Below are 20,801 nucleotides of genomic sequence, written 5' to 3'. Positions count from 1 at the left end.
CTTTTTCAATAGGATATGCAATCGTTTTCTTTATTTTTACGTTTTCATTTGTTTTCATGAAAAAATAGTGGACCTTTCGGCCCACTATCGTGTTTTTTCTTAATTATTTAAGTCCTGGAGCTTGTCCACGTTCGGCTTGAAGCATCCAAATTGTTTTTTCAGCATCAGATTTTGCTGCTGTGAAGATGTCATTTGATGGGGCATCTCCTTCTTCGTCAGTCACATCAAGACCAACTTGATAAAGAGCTGTAAGGTAAGTGTAAACTTCAACCAAACGAGCAAGATTTTCGTCCATTGTCTTATCAAATGAACCAGCAGTTTCTTCTAATTTAGAGTTTTCATCGAATTCTTTAAGTGTAGAGAATGGTGCGCCTCCGATTGTAATCAAACGTTCGCTGATTTCATCCAAGTTAGCGTTAAGTCCGTCCATCAATTCATCCATTTTTGGGTGAAGGTAGAAGAATCCAGCACCACGCATGTACCAGTGGATTTGGTGAACGATTGAAGCAGCCTTTGATAGGTCTGCTACTGCTTGATTAAGCACAGCCTTTGTTTTAGCATTTTTTGTATTTTGTGAAATGTTATGTGTTACAGATGCGTAAATAGTTTCAGTCATTGTTTGAGTCATAAGCGACCTCCTCTAAAAAATAAAATCAATGGTTTTAGGAAATATTTCCTTTTCTTTATGATTCTATTTTAGAATAATTCTAAATAAGTAGCAAATAATATGCTCACAAGTTTTAAAAATTTTTTTCGAATAATAAGGTATGGACACTTTATTATTCTTTTTTCTTGGAGCATCGCTGGCTTCATTTATCGGATTAGTTGTTGATCGCTTTCCAAAGGAATCTATTTTATTTCCTGCTAGTCATTGTAATACCTGTGGTAAACAACTGAGACCGCTGGACATGATTCCAGTTTTTTCTCAGATTTTTAACCATTCTCGCTGCCATTTTTGCAAAAGTAAAATTCCTTTATGGTATGGCATTTTTGAATTCATCTGCGGAATATTAACTGCCGTCTGCTATCAAGGAATGCTACCACTCTCGACACTCTTTATCATCTTTTTAAGTCTCACGCTCAGTATCTACGATTTAAAATACCAATCATTTCCTTTACTAATATGGTTGCTCCCGAGTTGCTGTTTACTCCCAGTTACACCAATCAAAACTCTCACTATTATCCTTTTGTTGTTTGGAATCATTGCAGAGCTGATTGATGTGAAACTTGGTAGTGGAGATTGTTTTTATCTAGCAACTTTGAGCCTTTTTTTGGACTTACAAAATATTTTATGGATTGTAGAAATCGGGTCATTTACAGGAATTATTTTTTGTCTTTTACACAAAAATAAACGAATCCCTTTTGTGCCTTTTCTCTTTTTCGGATACCTTCTTGTGTCGTTTTTTAAGTACACTTAATTTTTAGTAGATATAATAAAAATACTTTACTTTTAAAAGTCATCTGTATCAAATCTTTGATAATATTTTCTTTGATTATTCACTACCAAAACATTCCAATAAACGGAATCCCTTAATTCATGATATGTTCTTATAGTTAGTACATTCTCAAAATACACAGTATCCATCTAAATACTCTTCTGTTCACGTTGTCCTCACAAAATCTAATTGTGCACCTAGTTCTGCTCTTTTATAATTGTGAGTATTCCAGAACAATATGATTTAGGTTCAAATGTTGCTTGCGGAAAGAAATCTCTGATTTCATCAAATACAAAATAGATTTCATCCTCATCCCAATCATCACCTGATTCTGCCTTACACTCTTCGAGTTCCAATCTGGTATTGAAAGCAACATCTCCAATAAGCAACTTTCCTCCATCGTTTAACTGATTCAATAGCTCATTGAAAAATAGTACTTTTCTCTCATCAGTAAGATGATGCAAAGAGTAAGTACCAACAATATAATCGAACTTGCAATCTTTTAATTCTGGCACTAATCCTTTTGAAAAATCACCTTGAAAGAGAGTTGCGTTATTCATCTTCTCTTTAGCTAATTCAATCATTCGCGCCGAAAAGTCTTGCCCATATACTTTGCAACCATTCTCATAAAGTTGTGTTGTAAGTGTACCTGTGCCAAATCCAATATCTAAAACAGCAGCATTTTTCTTTGACAAAACTTCTTCAAATATTCCACCCAATACTTTTTTATATCCAGCAAACGGATAGGTGTCACTTTCATCTGATAGTCCAACAGCAACATCATATCCATCCGCCCATAAATCAAATCCCTTATTGTCTAACATTTCTAGTACCCCCTATATCCATATACTATACACTAATTCTCAGTTCTAAAAAACTTTTAGCATAGATAAAGTGCACAAAAGACTCTATTTTTGGAGCATATCCAAGTCTTTATATAATTTTAAGCGCACTTAATTTTTTTGTTAAATATAGTTAAAAATACTTTATTTTTAAAATTCTTCTGCTATAATAGGCCTTAAATAAGAGTTTTAGAAAAGAGGGATGCTTTTGGAAACTATTGTTACTTCTCAAAAATCACTTAGTGAGGTCAATCAAAGTATTGCGGTTCCAAAAAATGCCTCATTTTGGCAAACACTTCGAGCCTTTATTGGACCAGGAGCTTTAGTAGCTGTTGGTTACATGGACCCTGGTAACTGGATTACTAGTGTTGTCGGTGGGGCTACTTATAAATATCTCCTTTTATCAGTTATACTGATATCATCTCTGATTGCGATGCAGTTACAGCAGATGGCGGGAAAATTAGGAATCGTTACAAGAAAGGATTTAGCTCAGGCGACTGCTGCTCATTTACCTAAGAAACTACGTATTCTTTTATTCATTGTCATTGAATTAGCCTTGATGGCAACAGACTTAGCAGAAGTTATCGGCTCTGGGATTGCGCTCCATTTACTATTTGGATGGCCGTTGCTATTTTCCATTTTAATAACTATCTTAGATGTTTTTATTCTCTTATCCTTGATGAAGCTTGGCTTTCGTAAAATTGAAGCTTTGGTTTCAACCTTGATTGCAACGATTTTGATTATCTTCTTATATTTAGTCTTGTTATCAAAACCAAGTTTCTCAGGTATCTTACATGGCTATATTCCTCAGTCGTCTATCATAGATTTGCATCAAAGTGGTGTTAATAGTAAATTGACACTTGCTTTAGGGATTATTGGTGCAACCGTAATGCCACATAATCTCTATCTTCACTCATCCATTTCACAAACACGTAAAGTTGATTATTCCAGTCAATCTTCTATTAAACAAGCGGTTCGTTTTATGACTTGGGATTCTAATATTCAACTAACAGTTGCTTTTGTGGTGAACTCACTTCTTCTTATCTTAGGAGCATCACTCTTTTATGGACACGCTAATGACATTAACGCTTTTTCACAAATGTATGATGCCCTTCAAGATTCAAATATTGCAGGAGCTGTTGCTAGTGCTGCTTTGTCAACTCTATTTGCTATTGCACTTTTAGCTAGCGGACAAAACTCTACCATCACTGGTACACTAACTGGACAAATTGTCATGGAAGGTTTCTTAAAACTGAGATTACCTCAATGGTTAATCCGACTAGTCACGCGCCTAGTTGCCTTAGCTCCAGTCTTGATTATCGCACTTCTTTACGGTAGTCAAGAAAGTGTCCTTGATCAATTAATTGTTTACTCGCAAGTCTTCCTATCTCTTGCACTTCCTTTCTCTATTTTCCCTTTGGTGTATTTCACATCAAATCGCAAGATTATGGGAGACTTCGTCAATAGCAAATGGAATACCATTTTAGGATACCTTGTCGCCGTTATCTTAACCGTCCTAAATTTAAAATTAATTGTTGATTTGTTTTAAATATCATAAAAACCACTCAATCGAGTGGTTTTCTTTTATTTTTGATAATTTGAGCCATACGTTACAAATGCTGCGACGTCATCTGCTTTACCTTCGTGTAAATCTCGAACAATTTTAGTTCCGACAATGACGCCATCTGACACCTTATTAAAACGCTCGATATCAGCTTTTGTTGACACTCCAAATCCTGTTAATACTGGAATGTCAGCAACAGCTTCAAGATTTGCCAAATGTTTATCCAAATCATCTCGGTAATTACCAGTTTTACCTGTAACACCGTTGATAGCAACCGCATAGATGAAACCTTCAGCATTTTGACACAAAGTCTTTTGGCGTTCGATGCCAGTAGTCAAGCTGACCAGTGGAACAAGGGCAATATCTGTATTATCAAGGTATGGCTTGATAAGATTTTCATGCTCATGTGGCAAGTCAGGAATAATCAAACCTTTAACAGAGGTATTGGCCAAATCTTTAACAAATTTTTCAATGCCGTATTGGTAAACAGGATTGATGTAAGTCATAATGACCAAAGGCACTTCGACTGTTTGTTCTTGTAATTTTTTAACAATTGCTGTCAAATTCACACCTTTAGCCAAACTGCGTTGCCCTGCTAGTTCAATGACTGGCCCATCAGCAACAGGATCAGACCAAGGAATACCTACTTCAATGGCAGAAGCTCCGCTATTTTCCAAAAAAGTAATGGTATCAAATAAACCGTCTAAAGCTTTGTCATGGTCACCTGCCATGATATAAGGAACAAAAATTCCTTTGCCGCTGGCTTTAATCTCATTTAGATGTTTTGTAAGTGTCTTAGTCATCGTTTACTTCCCTTCTGCTTCCAAACGTTCTTTTACTTGAACAACATCCTTATCTCCGCGTCCTGATAGACAAACGATAATTGATTTGTCTGGCCCAAGCTCCTTAGCAACTTTTTGGGTAAGCGCAACGGCATGACTTGATTCAAGCGCTGGGATAATCCCTTCAAGTCGTGACAAAAGCATAAATGCTTCAAGTGCTTCTTCATCCGTAATTGAATCATAGGTTGCACGACCGATATCTTGGAAGTGACAGTGTTCAGGACCAACCCCAGGGTAATCAAGACCTGCTGAAATTGAGAAAGCTTCCATGATTTGTCCGTGACGGTCTTGGAGAACATTCATCAAAGCTCCATGCAAGATACCTGGACGACCTTTGGCAAAAGTTGCTGCGTGCTCTTCAGTGTCAAGACCATGTCCTGCAGCTTCAGCACCATAAAGGGCAACAGATTCATCTTCAACAAATGGATAGAAAAGTCCGATTGCATTTGAGCCACCACCGATACAAGCTAGAACAGCATCTGGCAATTTTCCGCCTGAAATCTCAGCATATTGTTTCTTAGCTTCTTTACCGATTACTGATTGGAAATCACGTACAATTTCTGGGAAAGGTGCAGGACCAAGTGCTGAGCCCATGATATAGTGTGTATCTTCAATATTAGCTACCCACGCGCGAAGAGCTGCATTAACAGCATCTTTCAAGACACGTGAACCATCTGTGACAGCGTGTACTTTAGCACCGAGCAGCTCCATACGAAAAACATTGAGGGCTTGACGTTTGACATCTTCTTCACCCATGTAAATAGTACATTCCATGTCAAAAAGTGCAGCTGCTGTAGCTGTTGCCACACCGTGTTGACCAGCTCCAGTTTCGGCAATGATTTTCTTTTTACCCATGCGTTTTGCAAGGAGAACTTGACCAAGGGCGTTGTTGATTTTGTGAGCACCAGTGTGGTTAAGGTCTTCACGTTTAAGGTAAATCTTAGCACCACCGATATGCTTAGTTAAGCGCTCTGCGTAATAAAGCGGTGTTTCACGTCCAACATAGTTTTTAAGTAGTTCATCAAGTTCTGCTTGAAAACTTGGGTCAGCTTTTGCTTCGCGGTAAGCTTTATCAAGTTCAATAACGGCTGTCATCAGCGTTTCAGGGACAAACTGTCCACCGAATTTTCCATAAAATCCATTAATATCTGGTTGGTTATAGCTCATTTTTTCACACTTTCTATAAATCTCATAATCTTCAATAAATCTTTTTTACCATCCGTCTCAACACCAGAAGAAACATCAACAGCGTAGGGTCGAAAGAAAGTTATAGCTTGTCCGACATTATCGACACTCAATCCACCTGCTAAAAAATATGGCTTCGCTATTTTTTTATCCTTTAGCAGCTCCCAATCAAATGTCTTTCCGGAACCAGCTAGGGGGGCGTCAAATAATAGAAAATCCGCTTTAGTATGAATTTCTCCCAGTGTTTTTTGGACAGGAATGGCACGAATACTTGGAACTCCAATTTTTTCAAAGTCCTCATCAGCAAACTCACCATGAATTTGCACAAGATCAAGAGGCACTTTAGTTATGGCTTCTTGAAGCTCCAAGAGGGTCGGACTTACAAAAACACCCACTTTTTGGACAGTTTTTGGAATCAACTGAGCTAAATGGCTAGCTTGTTTTATGCCGACTTGACGTTTACTTTTGGCAAAGACGAAACCAATATAATCAGCTCCGCTTTTAACCGCTTGTTCAACAGCTTCTTTGGTTGAAAGTCCGCAAATTTTAACCTTTGTCAATTTGCAACTCCTTCACTTTCTCGGCTACATTTTCAGCGGTCATTAAAGCCGTACCAACTAAAATACCATTGAAAAATGGAGCAACGAGCTCAGCATCTTCTTTAGTAAAAATAGCTGACTCTGAAATATAAACTGGACCTTCTTTAAAATATGTTGATAGCTCCAAGCTTGTATTGATATCCGTTTCAAAGGTCACCAAGTTACGATTGTTAACTCCGATAATCTTAGCACCAATGCGATGAGCCACTTCCAACTCTGCTAAGTTATGCGTTTCAAGCAGAACTTCTAGTCCTAATCCTGTTGCAAAGTCATAAAGTTCTTTCAAACGCGTCTCAGAAAGAGCTGCCACAATCAGTAAAATAACAGTTGCTCCTGCATTTCGACTACGAATAATCTGTTTTTCATCGATGATAAAATCTTTTGCCAAGGTTGGAATTTTTACTTGATTTGAAATCTGACGAAGATAATCAATGTCCCCCTTGAAAAAGAAAGGGTCTGTCAAAACAGAAATCATCACAGCACCGCTATCTTGGTAAATTTTGGCTTGCTTAACAATATCAACTTCGAGATTAATGTCACCAAGACTGGGACTGGCTTTTTTTACCTCAGCGATAATTTGCAGCTTATTCGCATTATTTTTAAGGTAATCGTAGAGCTTATAAGTCTCACGAAGAGGTTGCAGTGGCTCAAGTTCTAGAGAGGCAACTTCTTTTTCTTTTTGCTTTAAAATGGTTGGTAAAAATTCTTTACTCATACTTGTACCTCTTGCAATTGGTGAAGTTTAGCAAGAGCAGAACCATCCGCAATTAATTGACGAGCAAGGTCAATCCCTTCTGCTAGACTATCAACTTTACCGTTAGCATAAAAGCCAAGACCAGCATTTAGCACGGTTGTTTCAAGATATGGGCTAGCCTGATTTTCAAGAACGCTGACTAAAATATCTGCATTTTGCTTAGCATCTCCGCCAACAATATCATCTAACTCAACTCTTGGCATGCCAAGGTCTTTGTAAGTAAAGCTGTGTTGAGTGATTTGACCGTCTTCTAACAATGTATAAGTATTTTTGCCGTAAAGAGCTGCTTCATCCATGTTATTTGGCCCTGTGACAATAATGGCACGTTTGCGTCCGAGTTTTTGCATGACTTGTGCTGCTGTTTCTTGGAGGTCTGCCCGATACAAGCCCATCAACTGCGTTTCAAGGTCAAGCGGATTTGCCAAAGGACCAACGATATTCATAATAGTTGGAATCCCAAGTGTTTTACGTGCGGGACCGATAAAGCGCATAGCTGGGTGCATGGTTTGAGCAAAGATAAAGGCGAGTCCAACTTCATCAAGAGCTTTTGATAATGTTGCTGGTGAAGCAGCAATATTAATGCCCAAAGCTTCAAGAACATCAGCAGAACCTGATTTTGATGACACCGAACGATTACCACCTTTGGCAATACGAATACCACCTGCTGCTAAAATAAAGCAAGCTGTTGTTGAAATATTAAAACTGTAAGATTGGTCACCACCTGTACCACAATTACACATAGCATCTGTAAAATCTTCTGGTAAATCAACGGCATGACTTTTCAGAGCACGGACAATACCAGTAATTTCAGAAGGTGTTTCACCTTTAACCTTAAGTCCCATTAGAAAAGCGGCAATTTCACTTTCTGAAATAGTATTATTTAGAATGCTATCAAATAATGCTTCGACTTGTTCTTCTGATAAATCTTCTCTGTTAGCAATTTGATTAAAGAGTTCTTTCATTATCTTTCCCTCACTTTACTTTTCAACAACTAATCGTACAAAGTTTTCAATCATCTTAAGACCATCTGGTGACCCAATACTTTCTGGGTGAAATTGAAGGCCGTAAATTGGTAACTGTTTATGCTGGATAGCCATGATTTCTTGGTCATCAGTCGTTTTTGCAGTAACTTCAAAATCTTCTGGCATATCTGTCACTACGATTGAATGGTAACGCATGATGGGCATTTTCTTAGCTAAGCTTGCAAAAACTGGTGTTTGTGTCAGTACTTCAATCTCACTTTGTTTACCATGCATAACATTTTTAGCTAAACCAAGTTTGCCACCAAAGCTCTCTGCAATAGCTTGATGCCCAAGACAAATGCCTAACATTGGCTTTTGACCCGCAAAAGCTTGAATCATATCTTCCATCTTTCCAGCATCTGCAGGCCAACCTGGACCTGGTGATAGAACAATGGCATCTGCTTCTTGAGCAGTTTTTTCAAGTGTGTCATCATCATTTCGTAGAACTTTTACCTCTGCAAATGTCCCAAGGTACTGTGCTAGGTTATAGGTAAAAGAATCGTAATTATCAATTAATAAAATCATTTGCTATCCCCTATTCGTGTCATGGCTTTGGCTTTATTGATGGTCTCGTAAAATTCATTTTCTGGAACGCTGTCATAAACAATTCCTGCGCCTGCTTGAACATATGCTTTTTGATTTTTAAGAATCATTGTTCGAATAGCAATGGCAAAATCCATATCACCAGTTGCTGAAAGGTAACCAATCGCTCCCGCATATACGCCACGCTTTTCTTCTTCCAATTCATAGATGCGTTTCATGGCACGAATTTTCGGTGCCCCTGATACAGTACCAGCTGGCAATGTTGTTTTTAAGGCATCAATACTTTGAACACCAGGTAACAGTTGCCCTTTAACCACACTGGTTAAGTGCATGACATAGCGGAAATACTCCACTTCCATATATTTGGTTACTTTGACCGTACCATTTTGAGAAATTCTTCCAATATCATTTCGTCCTAAATCAACTAACATGCGATGTTCAGCTGTTTCTTTGATATCAGATTGCAAGTCTTTAGCTAGCGCAGCATCTTCAGCATCATCAGCACCTCTTGGACGAGTTCCTGCAATTGGATTCGTTGTTACTTCACCATTTTTCACAGAAACCAAACTTTCAGGACTTGCTCCGATAATTTGATAATCCCCAAAGTCATAGAAATAAAGATAATTTGACGGATTAGTCACGCGCAAATTACGGTAATAATCAAGCGGGTCACCCTCAAACGGACTTGAGAAACGTTGACTCAATACACATTGAAACATATCCCCTTGGCGAATCAATTGCTTGGCCGTGTCAACCATCTGTTCAAATTTTTCTTTTTCAATGTGGTGTTTAAACTCAAGAGAATGTAATTCCTGTGGTGAAAATTCGTTTGGTGCTTGCGTCTGCAAATCTTTCACTACCTTACCAAGTGCTTGACGTGTCGCATCGTTGTCACGATGGCTGTAGATGTTATCTTCAACCACGTAAACTTTTTCAGTTTTATGGTCAAAAATCAAATAAGATTCATAAACAAAGAAATGCATATCTGGCGTTCCAATTGTATCTTCTGGAATCTCTCCGATATTTTCATAAAGGCTAATCATGTCATAACCGACAAAGCCAATCGCACCGCCACCAAAAGGCAAATCAGTAGCTTCTCCTTTGACCGTTACGTGATTAAGATAATCCAGTGGGTCACCAGTAATGACTTGACCATTTTCGGTTAACTCGCCATTTTCATATTTGATTTCAAAGACTGGGTTATATGCCACGATTGAAAAACGTGCATTTTCTTTTTCTCGTGGAATTGATTCAAGAATAACCTTATGCTCACCTTGAACTCGCATATAAGCAAGAATAGGTGTTAAAGTATCAGCAGTTAGAATTTTTCGCATGTCATGTCCTCTCTACATGAATTTTTAATAGTGATTAATTTTTTTAATTCTAGCAGCTACTTCGCCAGCCTTTATCTCTTCTTCTCATGATTTCCTCCCAATTAAACAAAAAACCCCACACAGAAAAAACTTCTGTGTGAGGGCGTCTAATGTATAGCGCGGTGCCACCTCAATTAACGAAAAATATTTCGTCATCTCTATCTCCTCTAACAAGGAGCTGCACGATAAGGAGTGCCTACCTGAGACTTACCATCACTCACGATGTTTATCTCACTTGTATCTTGAAATCTTCTTCAGTATTATATCAATCACCGAATCTAAACAAAAAACCTCACACAGAAAAAACTTCTGTGTGAGGACGTCTAATGTATAGCGCGGTGCCACCTCAGTTTAACGGAAAACTCATACTCCGTCATCTCTATCTCCTCTAACAAGGAGTTGCACGATAAGGGGTGCCTACCTGAAAAATATTTCTTATCTTCAACAATATACCATCAGCCCAATTTCACAACCACCTGCTACTCGTTCACAGTAACCACGAGCTCCCTGTAAGCAAATCCTTGCTACTTTCTGATTGGTTATCATTATAAACACCTGATTTTGACTTGTCAAGTGTTTTTTATGAATTTTCTAAAAATTCAACATTTTTCATTGTTTTGTTGATTTAATTAAAAAATCTCTAAGTTTTTCCTAGCAAGAACGCTAAGTCAAACTCAGAGATTTAGAATTTATTCAAGGGTTAAAGTAATTTCTTTTGTTTCAGGGGATAAGAGTCCTTCTAAATGGGTGATTAATCGAATCAACCAAGCAAAAGCAAGTAAGAAGGCACTCAATTCAAAAGCTGTTAAAGATAAGTAATGAATACCCTGAAAGGCGATTTCTAATCCAACCAACATGCCACCAATAGCATAAGACATAATCAAGAAATCTCGCGTTACTTCTGGCAAAAGCCATTTAACACTGATAATTAAGGCAATGATAATCAAAACCAGATACCCTGCTACTCTGGTATGCAAGAGATGTGAGCTAGCGTCATTCGGGAAAAAGCCAACTGCTCCCAAATCAATCCCTAAGATGGTCAACATGATACGTATAGCTCTTAATTTCCAGTTTTTACCATATTTTTCACCTAAAGCGACAAACAAGTAATCCACCAAAGCAACCAAAACTAAGGCTGACAAAATCAAAGTCAGATTAAATTGCCAACTTTCCTTAGCAGCTTGTGTTCCCAAAAAGCTTAAGTTGAAATGCCACCACTGCAAAGATCGATTCGTCGCCATTGCGACAAAGACACCACTGACCATAATCACTGTAAAAACGGTTGTCAACCAAGTCGCCCTAATCATCTCTGCTATTTGCCCCCAAAAAAGACTGACCGCATAGATTGATGCACCTAAAATCAAACTCGAAGTTAACTTGTCAAAAGAAGCACCCGTGAAAATCTGCTCCAGCAGCCAACCAAATCCGAGAAGAGCTAACAGTAAAATCACTGCAAACGAGGCAACAATAACAGGAAGCATGCGCCAAAAAACTCGCGCTTTGATGCCACCAAGAAAGACTGTCCGGTTGCGAATGAGCGTTGTTGTAAAAATGGTCATTCCAAGTATCCCACCAAAACCAATCAAGAAGGTAATAATAGAATAATCCCCAACCAACAAAATCTGATCCATCTTCTCAATAGAACTCACTGCATAAAATAAGACACATAAAATGACAGTTGATAAAATTAAAACCCAGCTTGATAAACGTCCTTGTTTTGGTTTTCCCTCTTTTTGAAGAACCAATTTATCATTGTATAATTCAGCTTTTAATTGCTGCCCTTTACTCAGATTTAACTGATCGACAACTGCCTGATCTAGCACAATACTTAATTTTTTATTTTCCATACCTTCATTATATTATGCTAATGAAATCTTGTAAAACAGGAACTGTAAACAAAATGTCAAAAATCAGAAATCGTTTTTTAATTGAGGAAAATAAAAAAGAACCCATTTGACCGAGTTCTAATTTACTTTATAACCACCCTTTGTCTTTAGCAATTCTAGCCGCCTCAACACGATTATTGGCTGATAATTTATTAAAAATTGATGATGTGTAATTTCTCACCGTTCCATTTGAAAGATAAAGAGTATCAGCAATATCTTGATTCGATTTTCCAAGTGAAATCAATTGTAAAATACGCTTTTCTTGAGGACTCAACGGATTATCCTGGCTTATCATAGATTCCATCAATTCCGGTGAATACTCTTTTTTGCCTGCAAGCACTGTGTGGATTGTTGACATCAACTCAGAAGTTGAACGGTCTTTCAACACATAAGCATCAACACCTGCCTTTACTGCACGTTCAAAGTAACCAACTCGTTTAAAGGTTGTCACAATAATCACTTTCAAATCCTTATGCTCTCGAATCCATTCTAAAACATCAAGTCCTGATTTTTTAGGCATTTCAACATCAAGAATCGCTACATCTATTGAGTTAGTTTTGACTAGTTCAATAGCCTCTTCACCATCCCCAGCCTGCAAAACGTCGTCAACATCATCTTCCATGAGCAACAATTGGCACAAAGCATCTCGCAGCATGGATTGATCTTCAGCAACTAATAATTTCATCCTATTTCTCCTTTAATCCCAATTCAACTTGGATAAGTGTCGGTTGAGCTTGTGACAGAATCTGAATATTCCCCTCAACTAGAAGAAGCCTACCACGAATAGATTGAAGTTCATCTCCAGTTATTTTTCCAAAACCAACACCATTATCTTCTACTCTGACAAATACCTTATCTTCTTTTTCAAATAAATGAAAACGACATTGATTAGCTTGACTATGCTTAATGACGTTATTGCTTAGTTCTCGCAAAATCATGCACAAAGTTGATTGCAAAACCGGTGCCATCGCTTCTAAATTCAAATCATTTTTCAACTGATAATCAATCTCCGTCATAGCAAAGAAATGCTCCAACTGCTCAATCTCTTCTTCCAGTGTTCTAAATTTGAGGTTATTGATAATATTTCTAACATCATGCATCGAAGAGCGGCTAGCTTGGTTTAATTCTTCTAATTGCTTTTTGACAAGGTCGTATTTTCCCTTCTCCAATTGCTTAAGTGCTAACTCTGTTTTTAAGGTCATGGCAGCAAAGACATGGCCCAAGGTATCATGCAAATCACGTCCAATACGGTTTCGCTCATTTTCAGCTAGTAACAAATTAATGGTACGATTCTTTTCCATGATAGCTTTTTCTTGTGCTTCATTTTTTCGAGCATTCATCCAGTGAAATAAAATGGCATAATTCACAACAGGAACAAGAAGAATCATCACACGTGTCGTTATGTCCTCTGCCAAAGTCATTCCTACAAACATCATCAAAAGCATGGCTAAATCATAGGAAATAAAACGAAATGAGCGATAATCATCTTGAAATTGAAAAACAAGCAAACTATTAAAATAAAAAGTAAACCACATCATGCCACCATCAACACAAAGTGTCATGTAGATAATATAAGATAGCATGAGTAACCAGCAAGAATTGGTTAAGGGATTTTCTTCAAAATTGACAAGAAAAAGGTAGCCAAGCAAAAAAGCCGCTGTTATCCCCAGAGTCCAAACTGGATAGCCTAAAAAGAAAACACCCAAAACAGGAAAAGCTAAGAAAGCTAAGGGCATATAAAATAAGGGATGAACATTCCTAATCCTTTTCAACATCATTTAACCTCAGTTTTATTCTTAATCATAAGCGCTAACGCTGCTATTATTATGGCATAGCCAAGCACGATAATCAAGGACTGCCAATTTAATTGAGCATTTTTAGCAAAGTCCGTCACCAAGATATTCACATGATAAATCGGTGTTACTTTGGCTAGCTTTTGCATCCACTCTGGAAAGGTCTCGATTGGCATCCAAGAACCACCGATAATAGCCAATCCAAGAAAGGCAATATCACCGACAATTGTCATTAACTGTTGTGATTTCATTTGCGAAATCAACAAACCAAAAGCTAGAAATAGTAAACTTGACAATAACAATAAGGCTGCTGAACCCAACCAGCGGCTAAGCGACATTGTCACCCCACGAAAAATCGCACCAAATAAAAACGTTGCTAAAATAGACAATAAAAAGCAAACCAAAACTCGAATCACTTTTGATAGATAATACTGCCAAATTGAAACCGAAGAATGTTCAATATAAGTCAACCAATAGCTAGTCTTATCTTCCACAAGCATAGCCGGAAATGAGAAGAAGCCAAAGCTTGACATTGAAAATGCTGTCATGGTTAACATATAACTCATCACCAACATCTTCTGCTCTTTTAAATCTGGGGAGAGTTCCATCCCAGAAAAGAACAAGAAAAAGAAAACCGGCATTCCAATAGATAATACAAAGGTTATCCAAGTACGTTTCGTTTTAATCCATTCAACTTTTAATAAAGCAATCATTTTTCATTCTCCTGTGTTTGGTCAAATAATGTATTTAATAAGGTTTTATTTTGAATTTCAATATCAGAAATCTGGCAACCTTGTTTCTGTAATTTCTGCCAGACACTATCAATCTCTTTTGTCATAAAAGTAACTGAGTCATTCTTTACTTTAATGCGATAACCATTTGCTAGACCGTTAACAAATGGTAAAAATGTTTTTGGCAAGGTAACTTGTTTTTCATGTTCAGCTTCTCTCATAGCAAATGGAGTCGTATCACGTAGCAACTTTCCATGATGTAAAACTAAAATGCGCTCAGCCGTGTGTTCGACTTCTTCGATATAATGACTTGAGTAGATAATGGTCACGCCTTTTCCCTTTAACGATTGGATAATTTGCCAAAAATGTTGTCTCGTTGAAGTATCCATTGCTGCTGTTGGTTCGTCTAAGAAAAGAATTTTGGGTTGGCTAATAAGGCACAAAGTAAAAGCCAACAAGCGCTTTTGACCACCCGATAATTTCTCAGTTAGCTGATTTTTTTGTTCCTTGCTAAATTGCAAAATGTAATCAATCTCTTTATCAGTTAAAGGGGTCTTGCTAATCGCTTTAAAAAATGCAATTAATTCACATACTCTCAATTTTTCTGGCAAGCGATTTTCTTGTGGTAAAACAGCTACTGAATCTTTTAATCGCTGACTATTTGGGGCTAAACCATTGATGACAATCTTTCCTTTACTAATTTTCAAATCTCCTAACAAGCATGACATCAAAGTGGTTTTCCCGGCACCATTTGGACCAATCAGAGCCACACAATCTCCGTCAGCCACTTCAAACGAGATGTTCTGTAAAATAGTTTTTCCTTTAATGGTCTTTGAGATATTTTCAACCGTAATCATTTCATAAGCTCCATTTTTCTCTTTATTTGATGATTTTATTTTAGAAAAAAATAGCTGAGCTTTTTAGCTTATAATGTCATGACATCACATGACTTTTGTCATGTTTATGGCAACAAAAAACCAATCTGCTCTTTAGCAAATTGGTTATCAGTTTATTTTTCCATCATACCTGCTTGCAGTTGATACATACGATGATAAGTTCCTTTCAAACTTAGCAATTCATCATGAGTTCCTGACTCAATAATCTTACCTTTGTCTAGGACGTAGATACAGTCAGCATCTTGAATGGTTGATAAGCGGTGAGCAATGGCAATGGTTGTACGACCTTGACGCATTTTCTTCAAAGACTCTTGAACAGTGTTTTCCGTTTCTGAATCAATGTTTGCTGTCGCTTCATCCAAAATTAAAATCTTCGGCTGACTAGCTACGGTTCTTGCAAATGCCAAAAGTTGACGTTGACCTGTTGAAAAACTTGAACCACGTTCTGTCACTTTTGTCTCATATTTATCAGGTAATTTTTGAATGAACTGATCAGCATCCACAAAGGCTGCGGCAGCTTGAACAGCATCATCAGAAATATCCTGATACATTTTAATATTAGATTTCACAGTACCATGATACAAGAATGGTTCTTGCAGTACCAAACCAACATTTTTATGCAAAGCTTTTTTAGAATAATCACGAATATCTTTACCATCCAGTAAAACTTGACCTGATTGGAACTCGTAAAACCTCATAAAGACATTAATAATTGATGACTTTCCTGATCCAGTCGATCCTACAAAGGCAATCGTCTCACCTTGATTAACCTTAAAGGAAATATTGTCTAAAATCCGGCGTTTTCCATCATAAGAAAAACTCACATTTTTAAACTCAATATTGCCATCTTGCACAAAATCTAACACACCATTTTGTTCAGGTTCATATTGCTGTTCATCAATCAAATCAAACACCCGTCCAGCTGAAACCATTGAGGTTTGCAAAGTTGAAAAATTCTGAGTCACTTCAATCAAAGGATCAAAAAGACGATTAACGTATTGGATAAAGGCATACATCAAACCAGCAGAAATACCAATTTCCATTCCCCAAAAACCAAAATATGCCATTAAAATAGCATATGCTAATAACTTCAGAAGTGACATAGCAGGGCGCAAGAAAAGACTATCTAATGCCATCGAACGATTAGCATAAAGCACATGCTCTTCATTGATAGCTTCAAATTCATCTTTCAAACGCTCTTCTTGACTAAAGGATTGAATAATTCGGATCCCTTCGATGCTCTCAGACAATTTACTGTTAATATCTGACAACAATGCACGTGTTTTTTCAATCACGCTTACCGATTTTTTGCGATAAAGATTAACCAAAACAAAGATAAATGGCAAGAAAATCACAACCCAAGCTGTCAATGTCGCATTCAATTTCAACATGGTTAACAGAGTTACTGAAAAGATAAAAATAGCCGAAATAAAGCTTGATAAAAGGCCTGAAAACATATCACTGATAGCTTCAGTATCATTTGTAATACGAGAGACAATAGAACCCGCGGGAGTTTTGTCAAAGTAAGCCATACCGAGTTTTTCCATGTTTGCAAAAGCATCTCTTCGAATATCTCTAACAATGCTATAAGACACACGCGCAAAGAAGAAATTTCCAAAATACTGGATAAGCGTCTGCAAGACATACATGAGGTAATAACCAACTAAAATCAGCATAGCAGTCTGATTCATATCCGTCAAAAAATGATCAATAAAGTAAGAAGCAATCAGTGGAATCAGACTCTTAACAACCGTTGTTAGTAGTAAAAGACCTAGAGCTAAGGCGGTTAAGAATTTATAAGGTTTGAGATAGCTCATGAGGCGCTTAAATACACGCCACTGATTTGCATTATTCTTCATCACTATCTCCTTCCATTTCTAATTGCTGAGCTTCATAAGTATCTGCATACCAGCCACCTTGCTTAATAAGATCCTCATGACGCCCTCGTTCAATGATATGCCCATCTTGCAAGACTAAGATTAAATCAGCATGAACCACCGCACTCAAACGATGTGCTGTGATAATTGTCGATTTATGTTGACGAGTTTGCTTAAGATTCTCAATAATAGCATGTTCTGTCTTAGCATCTACTGCTGACAAAGAATCGTCCAAAATCAAAATTTCAGGATCAAGAATCATGGCACGACTCATAGCAATCCGCTGTTTTTGACCACCAGAAAGACTAACCCCTTTCTCACCAATCAAAGTTTCAAAGCCATCTGGTGTTGCCATAATGTCATCATAAACTCGAGATAACTTCGTTGCTGCTTCAACCTTTTCTAAAGAGGCATCGGGATTTCCAAAACGAATATTTTCTAAAATACTAGTGGCAAATAAAAATTGATCCTGTGGGACATAACCAATCAAACGGCGTAAATCAGATAACTTGTAATCCTTGATATTGTTGCCATCAAGCATAATCCGACCATCAGTCAAATCATATTCACGTAACAACAAACGAATCAAGGTAGTCTTACCAGAACCGGTCTGCCCAACTAATCCCAGCGTTTGCCCCTGTTCTAGAGCAAAATGAATATCTGATAACGTCTCCTCATTTTCATAATGAAACGAATCAATATCATAAACCAAAGTACCATTCTGAATAGTCTGCAAAGGCTGTTTACTTTCTTGGACATCAGATGTTTCTTTCAAAAGACGATTAATACGATTATAAGAGACAGAACCGCGTTGAATCATATTAAAAAGAAAACCAATTGCCATTAAGGGCCAAACTAGCATATCTAAGTAAGTGATAAAGGTTACTAAATTACCAACCGTCACTTGACCGGCTGATACCATAAAAGCTCCCATCAACAATGACAAAACATAACTTGCCCCGATAAATAAAAGCACTAAAGGATCAAACATGACATCATATTTCATGGTTTTCATGTTCTTAACAAAAGTCATGTCATTGATTTCTTGAAAAGACTGAAGTTCATCTTCTTGATATCCAAATGACTTGGTTACTTTGATACCTGACACGGACTCCTGAACCTTATTATTTAATTCTGAAAAGGCAGCTTGAGATTTTCCAAACGCTTGGTGAGTCTTTCGTCCTAAACGACTTGTTGCATATGCCATAAATGGCAAAGGAATCACCGCTACCAAGGTCATTTGCCAAGAAATACTAAAAGCCATTGTCACCAAAGTCACAAAAGCCGTAATTGTTGCATCTACTGCTGACATAACTCCAGCGCCTGCTAAACGTGTCAGCGCATTAATATCATTAGTAGCATGCGCCATCAAATCACCCGTACGATGTTTTTGATAAAAACTAGGTGACATTTTTGTAAAATGATCAAATAAGCGAAAACGCATAATCTGACCAAGACGATACGACGTTCCCAAGATATACATTCGCCAAATATAACGTAAAAAATACATAGCAAAAGCTGATAAAACCAACAAGAATAAGCTCATCAGCAATTGCCCTTGTGTTAACTCACCAGATGTCACTCGATCAATAACTCCGCCCATAACTTTTGGAGGGACAAGGTTTAAAATTGCCACCAAAATAAGAGCAAGAATTCCAATAATATACCGTTTTTTCTCCAGCCTAAAAAACCACCAGAGATCCTTTATAATTTTCATTAAAACCTGCTTTCTAGCTGATATTATACACCCTTGAGTAGACTCTAAGTCAAGTTTCCTGCCCTAAGCTTCTCATATGAAAAAGGTCAGGAGTTTTTCCTGACCTATAAATAACTACTTGTGATATTTTTTGTAAATAACTGTGTAAAGCCCCAAAGCTAGTAAGCCACCTAATGAATTAGTCCAAAGATCATCAATTTCAAAGACCCGATTAGCATTATAGAGTAAGTCTACAAGCAATTGAGTCGTTTCAATCACTAGACTCACTCCAAAAGCAAATAGCCAAGCTCTCTTCCAATGACGTAGTTTTGGAAATAGCCAAATCAATCCCAACATCAAAGGAAAGATAAGAAACATATTGGTGACATTTTGCGCAAATACCCAAAATGCTTCAAAGGCACTATCAAGCTGACCAATACCAATCAAACTGTTAAACGGCACCAAAAGCAAACGTAAGCGTCCATAATAAATGATATTGGGTGTCTCAACCCCATCGATTTTAAATGGTTGCGGACTAAAACACAAGAAGCAAAGGGCAAGGATGTAAATCCCCACCAAAGTTATTGCCACCTTACGCCCTAAGCTTGTCAACTCAAGTTCTTCATCAAATAGCTTTCTCATTTTACCTTCTTATTTTGCTTTAGCAGCTTTTTGGCGGTCACGTTTCATTGTATTTGAACGCAATTGACCACAAGCGGCATCAATATCAGTTCCGTGTTCTTGACGAACGACACAGTTAACACCATTTTTCTTAAGAACATCGTAAAAGGCTGCAACGTGTTCTTTACTTGAACGACGGTATTGGTCGTGTTCAGAAACTGGGTTATATGGAATCAAGTTGATGTAAGACAATTTGCGGATTTTTTTCGTCAAATCAGCCAATTCTTGTGCGTTTTCTGGTGAGTCATTAACATCATTTAACATGATATACTCAAACGTCACACGACGGTTAGTTGTTTCAACGTAGTATTCAATCGCAGCAAAAAGTTTTTCAAGTGGGAATGAACGGTTGACACGCATGATTTGTGAACGTAATTCATTATTTGGCGCGTGAAGAGAAACGGCAAGGTTAACTTGCAAGCTTTCATGAGCAAATTCACGGATTTTGTGTGCTAAACCTGATGTTGAAATTGTGATGTGACGAGCACCGATAGCAAGACCATTGTCATTGTTAATCGTACGAACAAAGCGAAGCACGTTATCGTAGTTATCAAATGGTTCACCAATCCCCATAACAACGACGTGACTCACGCGCTCATCTTGACCACGTTCATCAAAGTATTTTTGTACCATCATGATTTGTGAAGTGATTTCACCACTTGTCAAATCACGTTGTTTTTTAATCAAACCGCTGGCACAGAATGAGCAACCCATGTTACAACCGACTTGTGATGTTACACAGACTGACAAACCATAGTGTTGGCGCATCAAAACTGTTTCAATTAACATCCCATCAGGCAATTCAAACAAGTATTTGACGGTACCATCTGATGCTTCTTGGACGACACGTTGTTTCAATGGGTTAACGCAGAAATTTTCATTTAAAATAGCGATAAAATCTTTTGAAATGTTTGTCATTTCTTCAAAAGATTGGACACGTTTACGGTAAAGCCAATCCCAAATTTGTGTTGCACGAAATTTCTTTTCACCGTGTTCGATTGCCCATTCGATGAGTTCATCACGTGTTAAACCGTAAATAGAGGGCTTCATGTCCTTAGTTTCTGTTTGCATTCTGTAAATT

The 20,801-nt window shown here is 37.5% G+C and carries 20 protein-coding genes; 2 read left to right on the top strand and 18 right to left on the bottom strand.

Features of this window, described 5'->3' with window-relative positions:
* Window positions 1–103: 103 nt before the first annotated feature.
* Entirely contained in the window at window positions 104–628 is a 525-nt protein-coding gene (locus BMX18_RS04010) for a Dps family protein (protein ID WP_074559453.1), read from the bottom strand.
* 139 nt (window positions 629–767) lie between these two features.
* Here BMX18_RS04010 and BMX18_RS04005 point away from each other — a divergent pair, with 139 nt between their 5' ends.
* Window positions 768–1,418 (top strand): prepilin peptidase, encoded by a 651-nt coding sequence (locus BMX18_RS04005; RefSeq protein ID WP_093815210.1) that lies wholly within the window; start codon window positions 768–770, stop codon window positions 1,416–1,418.
* Window positions 1,419–1,633: 215 nt separating this feature from the next.
* On the opposite strand, the gene BMX18_RS04000 is transcribed toward BMX18_RS04005, so the two are convergent.
* Window positions 1,634–2,260, bottom strand: a complete 627-nt coding sequence (locus BMX18_RS04000; protein ID WP_093815208.1) for a class I SAM-dependent methyltransferase — start codon at window positions 2,258–2,260, stop codon at window positions 1,634–1,636.
* 220 nt (window positions 2,261–2,480) lie between these two features.
* Here BMX18_RS04000 and BMX18_RS03995 point away from each other — a divergent pair, with 220 nt between their 5' ends.
* Complete coding sequence (locus BMX18_RS03995; protein WP_093815206.1) at window positions 2,481–3,827, top strand: Nramp family divalent metal transporter; 1,347 nt, start codon at window positions 2,481–2,483, stop codon at window positions 3,825–3,827.
* Window positions 3,828–3,862: 35 nt separating this feature from the next.
* Here the strand turns inward: BMX18_RS03995 and trpA are convergent, their stop codons facing one another.
* The 16 genes from trpA to rlmN all read right to left on the bottom strand — a co-directional run bounded on the left by trpA (window position 3,863) and on the right by rlmN (window position 20,791).
* On the bottom strand, window positions 3,863–4,645 hold the full coding sequence (gene trpA / locus BMX18_RS03990) for a tryptophan synthase subunit alpha (protein ID WP_093815204.1): 783 nt from the start codon (window positions 4,643–4,645) through the stop codon (window positions 3,863–3,865).
* A 3-nt stretch (window positions 4,646–4,648) separates the two neighbouring features.
* Window positions 4,649–5,851, bottom strand: coding sequence for a tryptophan synthase subunit beta (gene trpB / locus BMX18_RS03985; protein WP_074563251.1), 1,203 nt, complete (start codon window positions 5,849–5,851; stop codon window positions 4,649–4,651).
* Complete coding sequence (locus tag BMX18_RS03980; protein ID WP_074481846.1) at window positions 5,848–6,429, bottom strand: phosphoribosylanthranilate isomerase; 582 nt, start codon at window positions 6,427–6,429, stop codon at window positions 5,848–5,850. The genes trpB and BMX18_RS03980 overlap by 4 nt, the downstream gene beginning before the upstream one ends.
* Entirely contained in the window at window positions 6,416–7,183 is a 768-nt protein-coding gene (gene trpC / locus BMX18_RS03975) for an indole-3-glycerol phosphate synthase TrpC (RefSeq protein ID WP_093815202.1), read from the bottom strand. Before trpC ends, BMX18_RS03980 begins: the two co-directional genes overlap by 14 nt.
* Complete coding sequence (trpD, locus tag BMX18_RS03970; protein WP_074481844.1) at window positions 7,180–8,184, bottom strand: anthranilate phosphoribosyltransferase; 1,005 nt, start codon at window positions 8,182–8,184, stop codon at window positions 7,180–7,182. The genes trpC and trpD overlap by 4 nt, the downstream gene beginning before the upstream one ends.
* Before the next feature lie 15 nt (window positions 8,185–8,199).
* Window positions 8,200–8,769: an aminodeoxychorismate/anthranilate synthase component II gene (locus BMX18_RS03965; RefSeq protein WP_074481843.1), complete on the bottom strand. Its 570-nt coding sequence runs from the start codon at window positions 8,767–8,769 to the stop codon at window positions 8,200–8,202.
* The gene (gene trpE / locus BMX18_RS03960) at window positions 8,766–10,121 is read right to left on the bottom strand and encodes an anthranilate synthase component I (protein ID WP_074481842.1); all 1,356 of its coding nucleotides are present in this window, start codon (window positions 10,119–10,121) and stop codon (window positions 8,766–8,768) included. The genes BMX18_RS03965 and trpE overlap by 4 nt, the downstream gene beginning before the upstream one ends.
* Before the next feature lie 728 nt (window positions 10,122–10,849).
* Window positions 10,850–12,007 carry a permease gene (locus BMX18_RS03955; RefSeq protein ID WP_074481841.1) on the bottom strand — a complete coding sequence of 386 codons (1,158 nt, stop codon included), beginning with the start codon at window positions 12,005–12,007 and terminating at the stop codon, window positions 10,850–10,852.
* 127 nt (window positions 12,008–12,134) lie between these two features.
* Complete coding sequence (locus BMX18_RS03950; protein WP_074481840.1) at window positions 12,135–12,731, bottom strand: response regulator transcription factor; 597 nt, start codon at window positions 12,729–12,731, stop codon at window positions 12,135–12,137.
* 1 nt (window position 12,732) lies between these two features.
* Window positions 12,733–13,824, bottom strand: a complete 1,092-nt coding sequence (locus BMX18_RS03945) for a sensor histidine kinase (RefSeq protein WP_180366622.1) — start codon at window positions 13,822–13,824, stop codon at window positions 12,733–12,735.
* Window positions 13,821–14,552, bottom strand: coding sequence for an ABC transporter permease (locus BMX18_RS03940; protein WP_074481839.1), 732 nt, complete (start codon window positions 14,550–14,552; stop codon window positions 13,821–13,823). The genes BMX18_RS03945 and BMX18_RS03940 overlap by 4 nt, the downstream gene beginning before the upstream one ends.
* Window positions 14,549–15,427, bottom strand: coding sequence for an ABC transporter ATP-binding protein (locus BMX18_RS03935; protein WP_074481838.1), 879 nt, complete (start codon window positions 15,425–15,427; stop codon window positions 14,549–14,551). Before BMX18_RS03935 ends, BMX18_RS03940 begins: the two co-directional genes overlap by 4 nt.
* Before the next feature lie 152 nt (window positions 15,428–15,579).
* Complete coding sequence (locus tag BMX18_RS03930) at window positions 15,580–17,325, bottom strand: ABC transporter ATP-binding protein (protein ID WP_093815200.1); 1,746 nt, start codon at window positions 17,323–17,325, stop codon at window positions 15,580–15,582.
* Window positions 17,315–19,060, bottom strand: coding sequence for an ABC transporter ATP-binding protein (locus tag BMX18_RS03925; RefSeq protein WP_074481836.1), 1,746 nt, complete (start codon window positions 19,058–19,060; stop codon window positions 17,315–17,317). Before BMX18_RS03925 ends, BMX18_RS03930 begins: the two co-directional genes overlap by 11 nt.
* Window positions 19,061–19,174: 114 nt before the next feature.
* On the bottom strand, window positions 19,175–19,681 hold the full coding sequence (locus BMX18_RS03920) for a VanZ family protein (RefSeq protein ID WP_039697318.1): 507 nt from the start codon (window positions 19,679–19,681) through the stop codon (window positions 19,175–19,177).
* Between the two features lie 9 nt (window positions 19,682–19,690).
* Window positions 19,691–20,791 (bottom strand): dual-specificity RNA methyltransferase RlmN, encoded by a 1,101-nt coding sequence (rlmN, locus tag BMX18_RS03915; RefSeq protein ID WP_039697319.1) that lies wholly within the window; start codon window positions 20,789–20,791, stop codon window positions 19,691–19,693.
* Window positions 20,792–20,801: the final 10 nt, after the last annotated feature.

The sequence above is a fragment of the Streptococcus sp. 45 genome, assembly GCF_900108865.1.
GTDB classification, from domain to species: Bacteria; Bacillota; Bacilli; order Lactobacillales; family Streptococcaceae; genus Streptococcus; species Streptococcus ruminicola.
This window is presented reverse-complemented; position numbering and strand designations above follow the sequence as displayed.

What these genes read in the sequence shown, in the direction of transcription:
- BMX18_RS04010 (WP_074559453.1), bottom strand. Translation starts at nt 628, where the DNA reads ATGACTCAAACAATGACTGAAACTATTTACGCATCTGTAACACATAAC.
- BMX18_RS04005 (WP_093815210.1), top strand. Translation starts at nt 768, where the DNA reads ATGGACACTTTATTATTCTTTTTTCTTGGAGCATCGCTGGCTTCATTT.
- BMX18_RS04000 (WP_093815208.1), bottom strand. Translation starts at nt 2,260, where the DNA reads ATGTTAGACAATAAGGGATTTGATTTATGGGCGGATGGATATGATGTT.
- BMX18_RS03995 (WP_093815206.1), top strand. Translation starts at nt 2,481, where the DNA reads ATGCTTTTGGAAACTATTGTTACTTCTCAAAAATCACTTAGTGAGGTC.
- trpA (WP_093815204.1), bottom strand. Translation starts at nt 4,645, where the DNA reads ATGACTAAGACACTTACAAAACATCTAAATGAGATTAAAGCCAGCGGC.
- trpB (WP_074563251.1), bottom strand. Translation starts at nt 5,851, where the DNA reads ATGAGCTATAACCAACCAGATATTAATGGATTTTATGGAAAATTCGGT.
- trpC (WP_093815202.1), bottom strand. Translation starts at nt 7,183, where the DNA reads ATGAGTAAAGAATTTTTACCAACCATTTTAAAGCAAAAAGAAAAAGAA.
- trpD (WP_074481844.1), bottom strand. Translation starts at nt 8,184, where the DNA reads ATGAAAGAACTCTTTAATCAAATTGCTAACAGAGAAGATTTATCAGAA.
- BMX18_RS03965 (WP_074481843.1), bottom strand. Translation starts at nt 8,769, where the DNA reads ATGATTTTATTAATTGATAATTACGATTCTTTTACCTATAACCTAGCA.
- trpE (WP_074481842.1), bottom strand. Translation starts at nt 10,121, where the DNA reads ATGCGAAAAATTCTAACTGCTGATACTTTAACACCTATTCTTGCTTAT.
- BMX18_RS03955 (WP_074481841.1), bottom strand. Translation starts at nt 12,007, where the DNA reads ATGGAAAATAAAAAATTAAGTATTGTGCTAGATCAGGCAGTTGTCGAT.
- BMX18_RS03950 (WP_074481840.1), bottom strand. Translation starts at nt 12,731, where the DNA reads ATGAAATTATTAGTTGCTGAAGATCAATCCATGCTGCGAGATGCTTTG.
- BMX18_RS03945 (WP_180366622.1), bottom strand. Translation starts at nt 13,824, where the DNA reads ATGATGTTGAAAAGGATTAGGAATGTTCATCCCTTATTTTATATGCCC.
- BMX18_RS03940 (WP_074481839.1), bottom strand. Translation starts at nt 14,552, where the DNA reads ATGATTGCTTTATTAAAAGTTGAATGGATTAAAACGAAACGTACTTGG.
- BMX18_RS03935 (WP_074481838.1), bottom strand. Translation starts at nt 15,427, where the DNA reads ATGATTACGGTTGAAAATATCTCAAAGACCATTAAAGGAAAAACTATT.
- BMX18_RS03930 (WP_093815200.1), bottom strand. Translation starts at nt 17,325, where the DNA reads ATGAAGAATAATGCAAATCAGTGGCGTGTATTTAAGCGCCTCATGAGC.
- BMX18_RS03925 (WP_074481836.1), bottom strand. Translation starts at nt 19,060, where the DNA reads ATGAAAATTATAAAGGATCTCTGGTGGTTTTTTAGGCTGGAGAAAAAA.
- BMX18_RS03920 (WP_039697318.1), bottom strand. Translation starts at nt 19,681, where the DNA reads ATGAGAAAGCTATTTGATGAAGAACTTGAGTTGACAAGCTTAGGGCGT.
- rlmN (WP_039697319.1), bottom strand. Translation starts at nt 20,791, where the DNA reads ATGCAAACAGAAACTAAGGACATGAAGCCCTCTATTTACGGTTTAACA.